General features: G+C 65.3%; 12 protein-coding genes and 1 pseudogene. 12 read left to right on the top strand and 1 reads right to left on the bottom strand.

The features are described 5' to 3' along the window. Positions 1-134: 134 nt before the first annotated feature. A complete protein-coding gene (locus ABZD10_RS08720) occupies positions 135-821 on the bottom strand; it encodes a rhomboid family intramembrane serine protease (RefSeq protein ID WP_372885849.1) in 687 nt (228 codons plus the stop codon). Between the two features lie 73 nt (positions 822-894). On the opposite strand from ABZD10_RS08720, the gene trpS reads away from it, so the two are divergent. From trpS to ABZD10_RS08660, 12 genes and pseudogenes are all read left to right on the top strand, one after another. Further along, positions 895-1,929 (top strand): tryptophan--tRNA ligase, encoded by a 1,035-nt coding sequence (gene trpS, locus ABZD10_RS08715; RefSeq protein ID WP_372885848.1) that lies wholly within the window; start codon positions 895-897, stop codon positions 1,927-1,929. Between the two features lie 204 nt (positions 1,930-2,133). Then, entirely contained in the window at positions 2,134-4,017 is a 1,884-nt protein-coding gene (locus ABZD10_RS08710) for a PhoX family phosphatase (RefSeq protein WP_372885847.1), read from the top strand. A 171-nt stretch (positions 4,018-4,188) separates the two neighbouring features. Continuing rightward, positions 4,189-5,055 carry a branched-chain amino acid aminotransferase gene (locus ABZD10_RS08705; RefSeq protein ID WP_372885846.1) on the top strand — a complete coding sequence of 289 codons (867 nt, stop codon included), beginning with the start codon at positions 4,189-4,191 and terminating at the stop codon, positions 5,053-5,055. Between the two features lie 71 nt (positions 5,056-5,126). Beyond that, the gene (locus ABZD10_RS08700) at positions 5,127-5,582 is read left to right on the top strand and encodes a universal stress protein (protein ID WP_372885844.1); all 456 of its coding nucleotides are present in this window, start codon (positions 5,127-5,129) and stop codon (positions 5,580-5,582) included. Between the two features lie 139 nt (positions 5,583-5,721). Further along, on the top strand, positions 5,722-6,285 hold the full coding sequence (locus ABZD10_RS08695; protein WP_372885843.1) for a NifU family protein: 564 nt from the start codon (positions 5,722-5,724) through the stop codon (positions 6,283-6,285). A gap of 98 nt (positions 6,286-6,383) precedes the next feature. Next, on the top strand, positions 6,384-6,992 hold the full coding sequence (tsaB, locus tag ABZD10_RS08690; protein ID WP_372885842.1) for a tRNA (adenosine(37)-N6)-threonylcarbamoyltransferase complex dimerization subunit type 1 TsaB: 609 nt from the start codon (positions 6,384-6,386) through the stop codon (positions 6,990-6,992). Continuing rightward, positions 6,989-7,423 carry a GNAT family N-acetyltransferase gene (locus tag ABZD10_RS08685; RefSeq protein WP_372885841.1) on the top strand — a complete coding sequence of 145 codons (435 nt, stop codon included), beginning with the start codon at positions 6,989-6,991 and terminating at the stop codon, positions 7,421-7,423. The genes tsaB and ABZD10_RS08685 overlap by 4 nt, the downstream gene beginning before the upstream one ends. Positions 7,424-7,560: 137 nt before the next feature. Continuing rightward, positions 7,561-8,565: a BMP family protein gene (locus tag ABZD10_RS08680; RefSeq protein WP_372885840.1), complete on the top strand. Its 1,005-nt coding sequence runs from the start codon at positions 7,561-7,563 to the stop codon at positions 8,563-8,565. A gap of 67 nt (positions 8,566-8,632) precedes the next feature. Next, complete coding sequence (locus tag ABZD10_RS08675; protein WP_372885839.1) at positions 8,633-8,989, top strand: molecular chaperone GroEL; 357 nt, start codon at positions 8,633-8,635, stop codon at positions 8,987-8,989. Next, the gene (locus ABZD10_RS08670) at positions 8,986-10,515 is read left to right on the top strand and encodes an ABC transporter ATP-binding protein (protein ID WP_372885838.1); all 1,530 of its coding nucleotides are present in this window, start codon (positions 8,986-8,988) and stop codon (positions 10,513-10,515) included. Before ABZD10_RS08675 ends, ABZD10_RS08670 begins: the two co-directional genes overlap by 4 nt. Further along, entirely contained in the window at positions 10,515-11,609 is a 1,095-nt protein-coding gene (locus ABZD10_RS08665; RefSeq protein WP_372885837.1) for an ABC transporter permease, read from the top strand. The genes ABZD10_RS08670 and ABZD10_RS08665 overlap by 1 nt, the downstream gene beginning before the upstream one ends. Next, positions 11,609-11,883, top strand: a pseudogene (locus ABZD10_RS08660) (ABC transporter permease); the annotation flags it as partial. The gene ABZD10_RS08665 and the pseudogene ABZD10_RS08660, both read left to right, overlap by 1 nt.

Below are 11,883 nucleotides of genomic sequence, written 5' to 3'. Positions count from 1 at the left end.
GGCGCGGCAAAAGCGGCTCAACGATCCGCCATTCCTCATCGCTCAGGTCATATCGTGCCATGCTCACCTCCTGCTCTTTCGCAGAAGTGAATCACGCTAATCTCGTCAGTGGAACCCCTTATTGAGTACAGACCCTAGTCGTGGCGGATATGGTCGCGAATGCGGGCCCAGCCGCCGGGCACCATGAGAAAGGACAGCAGGAAACCGGCGACAAAGGCAGCGATGTCGGCGACCCAGTCCTTGGTGCCGCCGAAGAGCACCGCGAACAAGAGCTGAATGGCAATCAGAAAGCCGATCATGCGAAAGGCACGGGCCTGGTTTGCGCCGATCTGACCCAGGCGCACCCAGATCAGGAAGGTGAAGGCGCCGATCAGCCCGTAGACGCCGGGAAAGGCGCCGAACAGCGGCGCCGGGCCGCTGAGGATCAGCCCGTAGGCCAGCGCGCCGAAGATGCCCGAGACCAGGAACACCGCCAGGGTGGCGAGCGCCGAGAAGACCTCGCCGACCATCTTGCCGAGAGCCAGCAGCATCACCCCGGCGAAGACCGCGTGGGTGAAACTGCCATGCACGAAAAGATAGGTGACGGGGCGGATCGCATGTTCGGCCGGCCAGACGCCATTGGCCAGCATCCAGTCGAAGATATCGCTGGAAAAGGCGTATTTCTGCAAGGCCGTCAGGCGCCAGCCCACCGCCTCGGGGCCACCGATCAGGCCACGGCTGCCGAGCGCGAAAGCGGCCTCGATGCCGAGGATCAGCAGGAACAGCGCCACCACCACCGGCGGCAGCGGATTGACGGCATTCTGGTTCTCGGGCTGGGACATGGCGGCTTTCCTTGACGGCGATTGGGGGCATGGGTAAGGCAAGCGCACGCATAAATCCAGACGGAGATACATCATGACCGAGGCGGTCCAAACGTCCTCTCAGTTCACCCGGCGCGTCTTTTCGGGCATCCAACCCTCGGGCGGTCTGACGCTTGGCAATTATCTGGGCGCGATGAAGCGCTTTGTCGACATGCAGGGGCAGGATTACGAAACCATCTACTGCATGGTCGACCTGCACGCGATCACCGTCTGGCAAGACCCGGAAAAGCTGCGCCATGCGACGCGCGAGCTCTGCGCCGGTTTCATCGCCGCCGGCATCGACCCGGAACAGTCGATCCTGTTCAACCAGAGCCGGGTGCCCGAACACGCGCAGCTGGCCTGGATCTTCAACTGCGTCGCCCGCATGGGCTGGATGCAGCGCATGACCCAGTGGAAGGACAAGGCCGGCAAGAACCAGCAGAACGCCTCGCTGGGCCTCTTTGCCTATCCGGCGCTGATGGCGGCCGACATCCTGATCTATCACGCCACCCATGTGCCGGTCGGCGAGGATCAGAAGCAGCACCTTGAGCTGACCCGCGACATCGCGATCAAGTTCAACCATGACTTCAAGGTCGATTTCTTTCCCGAAACCGAGCCGGTGATCGAGGGCGCCGCGACCCGCGTGATGAGCTTGCGCGATGGTTCCAAGAAGATGTCGAAATCGGACCCTTCGGATGCCAGCCGCATCAACATGACCGATGATGCCGACACCATTGCCAAGAAGATCCGCAAGGCCAAGACCGACCCCGAGGCGCTGCCCTCGGAAGCCGACGGGCTGGAGGGGCGCCCCGAGGCCCGCAACCTGGTCAACATCTATGCCGCCCTGGCGGAGATGGAGGTCGAGGCGGTGCTTGCCGAGGTCGGGGGCAGGCAGTTCTCGGAGTTCAAGCCGATGCTGTCGGAGCTGGCAGTGGAGAAACTGGCGCCGATCTCGGGCGAGATGGCGCGGCTGATGCAGGACACGGCCGAGATCGACCGCATTCTGGATCGCGGCGCCGAACGGGCCCGCACCATCGCCGCTCCGATCCTGAAACGGACCTATGAGATCGTCGGCATGGTCGGCGCCTGAGGCACCAAGCGGCCGCCTGGGCCGGAGGGGCGCTGCCCCTCTTGGCCTGCGGCCAATTCACCCCGGAGTATTTCCGCCGAGATGAAGCCGGCGCCGGCGGCTTGTCATCCTGCCGTCATGGCGCCGTCGCGAAACTGTTTCCTGTTCTCCCTAGACATTGCCGCGAAACGCATCAGGCTATGTGCCAGCAATCGGGAGCCAGAAATGAGCCGAGAAGATCTGTCCTTTGACGACCATGACGAAGTGATCAACCCGGGCCCGGAAACAACCGGGTTCGACGAGATCGTCGAGCGGGCCCTGAGCCGCCGCGGCTTTCTCGGCGGCGTGATGAGCTTCGGGCTCGGCAGCTTTCTGATCGGCACCACCAGCATGAGCCGCGCCGCCCTGGCCGGGGATCGCTTTGGCTTTGCCCAGGTGGCGGCCAATAGCGCGGATACGATCACGCTGCCGGAAGGCTTTGACTGGGCCCCTCTGGTGCTTTGGGGCGACCCCCTGTGGTCGGATGTGCACGCCTTCGACGACGCCAGCCGGGGCACGGCGGCGAGCCAGGCCCGCGCCTTCGGCGACAACAATGACGGCATGTCCTTTTTCACCCGGGGCGGGCGCAGCGTGATGGCGGTGAACAATGAATACACCAACCGCAGGATCCTCTGGGGCAACCGGCCGGGCGCCGAACCGGCCGGCGCCGAGGATGTGGAAAAGGGCATGATGGCGCATGGGGTGTCGATCTTCGAGGTGGCACGCGACGCCGGCGGCGCCTGGCAGGTGGTCAAGGACAGCGCGTTCAACCGCCGCATCACCCCGCGGACCGAAATGCAGCTGACCGGCCCCGCCGCCGGCCACGCGCTGATGAAGACCCAAGCCGACCCGACCGGCACCCGCGCCCTGGGCACCTGGAACAACTGCGGCAACGGCGAGACCCCCTGGGGCACCTACCTGACCTGCGAGGAGAACTTCAACGGCTATTTCTCGGCCGAAGACGAGACCCACGAGGTCAGCGCCGAGCTGAAACGCTATGGTGTTTCGGCCCGCGACTGGGGCTATGGCTGGGCCTCGGTGGACGGGCGTTTCGATGTCTCCAAACACCCCAACGAACCCAATCGCGCCGGCTATGTGGTCGAGATCGACCCGTTCGACCCCACATCGATGCCGAAGAAGCGCACCGCGCTGGGGCGGTTCAAACACGAAAACGCCGCCGTGGTCATCGCCCCCGACGGGCGCGCAGTGGTCTACCTTGGCGATGACGAGCGCGGCGAGTTTCTCTACCGCTTTGTCTCGCGCGGGGTCTATTCGGCCACCGGCGACAACGGCGACCTGTTGGACAGCGGCACCCTTTATGTGGCCAGGTTCCGCGACGACCTGACCGGCGAATGGCTGGCCCTGACCCCGGAAACCACCGGCATGTCGGAGGCCGAGATTTGCATCCACACCCGCCAGGCGGCCTCGAAGGTCGGGGCCACCACCATGGACCGCCCGGAATGGGTGGCGGTGAACCCGGGCAAGGTGGAAGCCTATGTGGCGCTGACCAACAACAAGCATCGCGGCACAAAGCCCAACAGGGGCGGCGACGCGACCCCGGCCGGGGGCCCCAACCCGCGGGTCGAGAACCACTATGGCCAGATCGCCCGCTGGATCCCCGACGACGAGGACCACGCCGCCCCCGGTTTCGAATGGAACCTCTTCGCGCTGGCCGGCAACCCGGCAGTGCATGACGATGCCTATGGCGGCTCGGACAACATCAATGCCGGCAACATGTTCAACGCGCCCGATGGCATGGCCTTTGACCAGACCGGGCTGCTGTGGATCCAGACCGACGGAAAATATTCCAACCAGGGCGATTTTGCCGGCATGGGCAACAACCAGATGCTCTGCGGCGACACGGCGACCGGCGAGATCCGCCGCTTCATGGTCGGCCCGAGGGAATGCGAAGTCACCGGCCTGTGCTGGTCCGCCGACCGCCGCACCATGTTCGTCGGCATCCAGCACCCCGGCGAAAAGGGCGACTCGCATTTCCCGCAGGGCGGCGACAGCCTGCCCCGCTCGGGCGTTTTCGCCATCCGCCGGCGCGATGGCGGCGTGATCGGTTAGACCACGGATAAACCCAAAATCCATTTTCTGCACCGAAGCCTTGCCCCCCCGGCCAGCCCCTGGCCGGGGGTGTGTCTTTTGCCCGTCAAAGCCCGCCCGGCTCTGGACCTCGCGCAGGCGCGGGTCTAGCATCCGCCGCGAGTCTTGGGAGCATCGCGAGAGGGGGGCCAGATGGCGATCAGCAAGGATATCCGAACCTATTTCAACGGCACATGGCATGACGGAGACGTGCCGGTGATGCGGGCCGCCGATCACGGCGCATGGCTGGGCACCACGGTGTTCGACGGGGCGCGCTGCTTCGACGGCATGACGCCGGATCTCGAGGCCCATCTGGCGCGGGTCAACCGCTCGGCCAGCGCCTTGATGCTGACCCCGACGATGTCGGTCGAGGCGATGCTGGACATCACCCGCGAGGGGCTTGCCGGTTTCGCCCCCGATCAGGCGGTCTATATCCGCCCGATGTACTGGGGCATCGACGCCGACATGGGCACCAGCGCCATCGCACCCGACCCCGGCGAGACCGGATTTGCCATCTGCCTCGAGGCGGTGCCGATGGCCCCGCCCGAGGCCAGCACCACGCTGACCCGCACCCGCTTCCGGCGCCCGGTGCTCGAGGATGCGGTGGTCGATGCCAAGGCCGGCTGCCTCTATCCCAACAATGCCCGGATGCTGGTCGAGGCGCGCAGCAAGGGTTTCAAGAACGCATTGGTGGCCGACGCCATGGGCAATGTCGCCGAGGCCGCCACGGCCAATGTGTTCATGGTCAAGGACGGCGAGGTCTTCACCCCGATCGCCAACGGCACCTTTCTCGCCGGTATCACCCGCGCCCGCCACCTGAGCAACCTGCGCCGCGACGGGATGACGGTGCATGAAACGGTGCTGGGCTTCGACGATTTCGCCAAGGCCGACGAGGTGTTCCTGTCGGGCAACATGTCCAAGGTGACACCGGTCACCGCCTTCGACGACCGCCAGTACCAGGTCGGCCCGGTAACCCGCAGGGTGCGGGAAATCTATTGGGACTGGGCGGCGTCGAATTAGCGGCGCCGTCAAATCACCTATTGCCCTGTGCAGGTCTTGCCGCCATTCTCGGCCCCGAATGGAGGGCCGACATGCGTAAGTTCCTGGTGGTGCTGGACGATAGCCGAGAATGCCTGAACGCCATGCGTTTCGCCGCGATGCGCGCGGCCAACACCCATGGCGGCGTGCAGATTCTTTCGGTGATCCCGCCGGACGAGTTCAACCACTGGATCGGCGTCGGCGACCTCATGCGCGAAGAGGCCCGCGAGCGCATCGTCGTGCATTTCGAGGTTTTCGCCAAATGGATGCGCGACCGGCAGGGGGTCGACCCCGAACTGGTGATCCGCGAAGGCGAGGCGGTGAAGGAAATCCTGGCGCAGATCAGGGAAGACAAGGATATCGGTGTGCTGGTGCTTGGCGCCGGCACCGACAAGAAGGGCCCCGGGCCGCTGGTGACGCAGATGTCGCGCAACTCGGGCAGCCTGCCGATCCCGGTGACCATCGTGCCCGGAGACCTCAGCAAGGAACGGCTGGAGGCCATCACCTGATCGCCGGACACAGAGGCCACGCGCCCTCATGCCGCCGTTTTCGGGCCTCTGGCCGGATTAGTTTAGAATTATTCCAAACCTTGACACTGGCGCGGTGCGGGCGCATATCTCAGGGCAAGAGAGAAAAGGCTGCTGCGCTATGTTCATTCAAACCGAATCCACTCCGAACCCGGCCACGCTGAAGTTCCTGCCCGGCCAGACCGTGCTGGAAACCGGCACCGCCGACTTCCCCTCGGCCGAGGGCGCCGAAGCTTCGCCGCTGGCCAGCCGTCTGTTTGGCGTCAAGGGCGTCACCGGCGTGTTTTTCGGCCATGACTTCGTCACCGTCACCAAACAGGACGGGGTCGAATGGGATCACGTGAAACCGGCCATCCTGGGCGCCATCATGGAGCATTTCCAGTCCGGTCAGCCGGTAATGGCCGGCGAAGGCGGCGCCCCGTCGGGCCATGCCGCCCATGACGGGCCGGACAGCGAGGTGGTGGAGCAGATCAAGGAGCTTCTGGATACCCGCGTGCGCCCGGCCGTGGCGCAGGACGGCGGCGACATCACCTTCCACGGCTTTGACCGCGGCGTGGTCTATCTCCACATGCAGGGCGCCTGCGCCAACTGCCCGTCCTCGACGCTGACCCTGAAAATGGGCATCGAGAACCTGCTGCGCCATTACATCCCGGAAGTCACCGAGGTGCGCCCGGTTGCCGTCTGACCCTTTCGGCGGCAGATGATCGAGGGACCACAGAGAATTGCAGGACGGTGCCGGTTCGGCGCCGTCCTTTTGCATTTCCAACGCGGAGAAATCTTTGGATGACAGGGGCGACAGCACCCACCGAGCCGCTGATACTGGCCTTTGACAGTTCCGGGCGCCATTGCGCCGCCTGCCTGTTGCAGGGCGATTCCGTGGTCGCCACGCGCGCAGAGGAGATGGCCCGCGGACAGGCCGAGCGGCTGATGCCGATGCTGGACGAGCTGCTGGCCGAGGCCGGGGCCTCATGGCGCGACCTCGGCGGCATCGCGGTCGGCGTCGGGCCCGGCAATTTCACCGGCATCCGGATCTCGGTTTCGGCGGCGCGCGGGCTGGCGCTGGCGCTGGCGATCCCGGCCGAGGGGGTGTCGACCTTCGACGCCATGTCATGGGGACAGCCGGAGCCGCATCTGGCGGCGATCCCGGCCCCGCGCGACCAGTTCTATATGCGCACCGCAAACACGCCCCCCCGCCTTGTCGGCGGCCCGCTGGACACCGGCTTGGCGATCCTGTCGCCGCCGCCTCCGGCGCGGCTGGTCGAGAACATGGCCCGCGTCACCCGCGCCCGGCTGCTTGATCCGCGCCACGTGGCGACGCGCCCGAAACCGCTTTACATCAAGGCCGCCGACGCCGCGCCGCCCCGCGACCCGGCGCCGACGATCCTGCCGTGACCCCGAAGCAGCTGGCCACGATACACGACCGCGCCTTTGCGCAGAGCCGGGGCTGGTCGGCAGGGGAATTCGCCGATCTCCTGCGGTCTCCGCTGTGTTTTCTGGTCTGCGAGGCCGGCGGCTTCGCGCTTGGCCGGGTGATCGCCGACGAGGCCGAGCTGTTGACCATCGCCACCCTGCCCGAAGCGCGCCGGCAGGGTATCGGCCGCCGCATGCTGGCCGGTTTCGAAGCCGATGCGGCCACGCGCGGCGCCCGGTCGGCCTTTCTCGAGGTGGCCGCGGACAACCCGGCCGCAATCGCGCTTTACGCGGCAGCGGGCTGGCAGCACGCCGGGCGCCGCAGGGGCTATTATGCCCGCGCAACTGGCCCTGCGGTGGACGCTCTTGTAATGACCCGGTCCCTTCCCCAGGGTCAGCAACGTCATCCTTGAAATCCTGACCAATTCGTCAAATCTCCCTTGACCGACGACGGGCTCTGCGGCCTTACTGTTGGGTGATCTGTCCGGATCACCATATCAAACGGGCCACCCGGAAAACCAAAAAAGGCCCGAAAACCAGGGAGTGAGACATGACCCTCATCAGGAAATTCCTAGGTGCGGCGGCAGCCGCATCCTTCGTGGCCGGCAGCGCCCTTGCCGACCCCGCGCTGATCTTCGACCTCGGCGGCAAGTTCGACAAATCCTTCAACGAGGCCGCCTTCAGGGGGGCCCAGCGCTGGGCCGAGGAAACCGGCGGCAAGTTTCTCGAGATCGAACTGCAGTCCGAAGCCCAGCGCGAACAGGCGCTGCGGCGCTTTGCCGAGGCCGGCGCCAACCCGGTGATCACCACCGGCTTTGCCTTTGCCACCCCGGTCGAGGCGGTGGCCCCGGACTACCCGGACACCAAGTTCGTCAATATCGACGGCTGGATGCCCGAAGTACCGGCCAACGTGCAGCTGATCAACTTCCAGGAGCATCAGGGCTCCTATCTGGTGGGGATGCTGGCGGCGATGGCCTCGCAATCCGGCACCCTGGGTTTCATTGGCGGCATGGACATCCCGTTGATCCGCCATTTCGGCTGCGGCTATGCCCAGGGCGCCAAGGCGGTGAACCCCGAGATCAAGATCGTCGCCAACATGACCGGCACCACCCCGACCGCATGGAACGACCCGGTGAAGGGCTCTGAACTGACCAAGGCGCAGATCGCCCAGGGCGCGGATGTGGTCTATGCCGCCGCCGGGGGCACCGGTGTCGGCGTTCTGCAGACCGCCGCCGACGAGGGCATCCTGTCGATCGGTGTCGACAGCAACCAGAACCACCTGCATTCGGGCAAGGTGCTGACCTCGATGCTGAAACGTGTCGACGTCGCGGTCTACAACTCGATGAAGGCGGGCGCGGCGCTGGAAACCGGCGGCTTCACCACGCTGGGTCTGGCCGAGGACGGTGTCGGCTGGGCGCTGGACGAGCACAATGCGCCGCTGATCTCGGACGAGATGAAGGCCGCGGTGGAAGAGGCCCGCGCCAAGATCATCTCGGGTGATCTCGAGGTGGCCGCCTATTACACCAACGACAGCTGCCCCGCGCACGATTTCTGAGCGGGACCCTGTCCCAACCCGGGGGGCGCGCCGACCGGCGCGGCCCCCTTTCTTGAAAGGACCCGCGATGTCACAGGCGATCGAACGGTTTTTTGAAGCCTGGGGTGAGCCCGATGCCGCCACCCGTGCCCGGCACCTGCGGGCGGCCATCTCGCCCGACATCTCCTATGCCGACCCGCGCACACCCGACAGGCTCACCGACCCCGAGGCGCTGATCGCCTATGTGGCCATGTACACCCAATACGCCCCCGGCGCGACGGCCCGCGTGGTCGCTCTGAGCGAAACCCTCGCGCTGTTCCGGGCCACGGTCGAGTTCCGCATGAGCGACGGCAAGACGCAGCTCGGCCAGTATTTCATCGAATGCGATGATGACGCGCGCCCGACGCGGATGATCGGATTTGCCGGCCTCGGAGCAGCGCAATGAGCGCCCCGGCGATCGAGCTCAGGGGGATTTCCAAGGCCTTCGGCCCGGTGCAGGCCAACAAAGACATCTCGATTTCGGTCCGACCCGGCACCATCCACGGCATCATCGGCGAGAACGGGGCCGGAAAATCGACCCTGATGTCGATCCTCTATGGGTTTTACAAGGCCGACAGGGGCGAGATTTACATCAAAGGGCAAAAAACCCAGATCCCCGACAGCCAGGCCGCGATTGCCGCCGGGATCGGCATGGTGTTCCAGCATTTCAAGCTGGTCGAAAACTTCACCGTGCTGGAAAACATCATCCTCGGCGCCGAAGACGGGCCGCTTTTGCGCCCCTCGCTGGCCAAGGCGCGGAAACAACTCACCCATCTGGCCAAGGAATACGGGCTGAACATCGATCCCGATGCGCTGATCGAAAACCTCAGCGTCGGCCACCAGCAGCGGGTCGAGATCCTGAAGGCGCTGTACCGGCAGGCCGACATCCTGATTCTGGACGAACCCACCGGCGTGCTGACTCCGGCCGAGGCCGATCAGCTGTTCCGCATCCTCGACCGGCTGCGCCAAGAGGGCAAGACGATCATCCTGATCACCCACAAGCTGCGCGAGATCATGGAGATCACCGACACCGTAAGCGTGATGCGGCGCGGCGAGATGACGGCAACGGTGATAACCGCCGAGACCAGCCCCGAACAGCTGGCCGAGCTGATGGTGGGGCGCAAGGTGCTGCTGAGGGTCGACAAGAAACCCGCCACGCCCGGCGAGGTGGTGCTCGAGGTCGAGAATCTGAGGGTGGTCGACGACAAGGGCGTCGAACGCGTCAAGGGCATCGACCTGCGGGTGCGCAGGGGCGAGATTCTCGGCATTGCCGGGGTGGCCGGAAATGGCCAGTCAGAACTGCTCGAGGTGCTGGGCGGCTTTGCCGATGCCACCGGGGTGATCCGCGTGAACGGCCACGAGCTGCCGCTGTCGGGCAAGGGCGCGCATGGTCAGTCGCGGCGCCGGGCCGGCATTGCCCATGTGCCCGAAGACCGGCAGCGCGAAGGGCTTATCATGGAGTATTCGGCCTGGGAGAACGTGGTCTTTGGCTATCATCGCGACCCGGCCTATCAGTCGGGAATGCTGATGGACAATGCCGGCATCCAGGAACAGGCGCAGGCCAAGATGGACCGCTTTGACGTGCGGCCTCCGCACCCCAGGCTGGCGGCCAAGAACTTTTCCGGCGGCAACCAGCAGAAGATCGTGCTGGCGCGCGAGATCGAGCGCAACCCGGACCTGCTGCTGATCGGCCAGCCGACGCGCGGCGTCGATATCGGCGCCATCGAATTCATCCACCAGCAGATCGTCAACCTGCGCGATCAGGGCAAGGCGATCCTGCTGGTCAGTGTCGAGCTTGACGAGATCCTGTCGCTGTCGGACCGCATCGCGGTGATGTTTGATGGCCATATCATGGGCGAACGCCTGCCGGGCCAGACCGATGAAAAGGAACTGGGCCTGTTGATGGCCGGCATGGACGGAGAGGCCGCCTGATGGAAAAGATGCCGCATTGGGCCGATATCGTTCTGATCCCGCTGATCTCGCTGCTGCTGGCCGCGATCCTGTCGGCGCTGGTGATCCTGGCGATCGGCGAAAACCCCTGGGCGGCCTTCACGCTGATGGTCGACGGTGCGCTGATGCGCTCGGCGGGCTGGGGCTATACGCTGTATTACGCCACCAACTTCATGTTCACCGGACTCGCGGTGTCGGTCGCCTTTCATGCCCGCATGTTCAACATCGGCGGCGAGGGTCAGGCCATGCTGGGGGGGCTCGGCGTGGCCTATGTCTGCCTGTTCATTCCCTGGCCGCACTGGTCCCTGGCCCTGATCGGCGCCAGCCTCGGCGCGGCCCTGTTCGGGGCGTTCTGGGCGCTGATCCCGGCCTATCTTCAGGCCAAACGCGGCAGCCATGTCGTGATCACCACGATCATGTTCAATTTCATCGCCGCGGCGGTTCTGAACTACATTTTGGTCAACGTGCTGCGCCCGCCCCGCTCGATGGATCCGGCCACGGCGAAATTCCCTGCCGAAACCCATCTGCCGACCTTCCGCGACATGTTCTCGACCGCCGACACCATCCTGTTTCGCGGCGCGCCGGCAAATGTCACCTTTTTCCTGGCGCTGGCCGCCTGCGTGCTGGTCTGGGTCGTGATCTGGCGCACCCGTCTGGGCTATGAGCTGCGCGCCTTCGGCTTTTCCGAAAGCGGCGCCCGCTATGCCGGGATCTCGCCGGTGCGCATCACCATCATCGCCATGCTGATCTCGGGCGCCCTGGCGGGCCTGATGTCGGTCAATACCACGATGGGCGAAAGCGAGCGCCTGATCCTGAACGCGACCGAGGGCGCCGGCTTTATCGGCATCGCGGTGGCGCTGATGGGGCGCAACCACCCCTTCGGCGTGTTTCTGGCGGCGATCCTGTTCGGCTTTCTCTATCAGGGCGGTGCCGAACTGGCGCTGTGGACCAATATCCCGCGCGAGTTGATCGTGGTCATCCAGGCGCTGGTGATCCTGTTCACCGGCGCGCTCGACAACATGGTGCGCATGCCGCTGGAGAAACTGTTCCTTACCATCCGCAGGAGGGGCGCCTGATGGATTACCTGACGCTCTTGCAGGTGCTGGATTCCACCGTGCGGCTGGCCACGCCGCTGCTCTTGGCCTGCCTTGCCGGTCTTTATTCGGAACGCGCCGGCATTTTCGATATCGGCCTCGAGGGGAAGATGCTGGCGGCGGCCTTCTTCTCGGCGGCGATCGCCTACATGTCGGGCTCGGTCTGGCTCGGGTTGCTGGCCGGCATCGGTGCTTCTGTCCTGTTGTCGGTGCTGCACGGGCTGGCCTCGATCCAGTTCCGGGGCAACCAGCTGAT

This window comes from Shimia sp. (assembly GCF_041624275.1).
Lineage (GTDB): Bacteria > Pseudomonadota > Alphaproteobacteria > Rhodobacterales > Rhodobacteraceae > Shimia.
Note: the sequence above shows the minus strand (reverse complement) of the source record. Positions and strands in the feature narration are given on the sequence as shown.

Coding starts and splice junctions, on each gene's coding strand:
- ABZD10_RS08700 (WP_372885844.1), top strand. CDS start 5,127: ATGCGTAAGTTCCTGGTGGTGCTGGACGATAGCCGAGAATGCCTGAAC.
- ABZD10_RS08675 (WP_372885839.1), top strand. CDS start 8,633: ATGTCACAGGCGATCGAACGGTTTTTTGAAGCCTGGGGTGAGCCCGAT.
- trpS (WP_372885848.1), top strand. CDS start 895: ATGACCGAGGCGGTCCAAACGTCCTCTCAGTTCACCCGGCGCGTCTTT.
- ABZD10_RS08670 (WP_372885838.1), top strand. CDS start 8,986: ATGAGCGCCCCGGCGATCGAGCTCAGGGGGATTTCCAAGGCCTTCGGC.
- ABZD10_RS08695 (WP_372885843.1), top strand. CDS start 5,722: ATGTTCATTCAAACCGAATCCACTCCGAACCCGGCCACGCTGAAGTTC.
- ABZD10_RS08680 (WP_372885840.1), top strand. CDS start 7,561: ATGACCCTCATCAGGAAATTCCTAGGTGCGGCGGCAGCCGCATCCTTC.
- tsaB (WP_372885842.1), top strand. CDS start 6,384: ATGACAGGGGCGACAGCACCCACCGAGCCGCTGATACTGGCCTTTGAC.
- ABZD10_RS08710 (WP_372885847.1), top strand. CDS start 2,134: ATGAGCCGAGAAGATCTGTCCTTTGACGACCATGACGAAGTGATCAAC.
- ABZD10_RS08705 (WP_372885846.1), top strand. CDS start 4,189: ATGGCGATCAGCAAGGATATCCGAACCTATTTCAACGGCACATGGCAT.
- ABZD10_RS08720 (WP_372885849.1), bottom strand. CDS start 821: ATGTCCCAGCCCGAGAACCAGAATGCCGTCAATCCGCTGCCGCCGGTG.
- ABZD10_RS08665 (WP_372885837.1), top strand. CDS start 10,515: ATGGAAAAGATGCCGCATTGGGCCGATATCGTTCTGATCCCGCTGATC.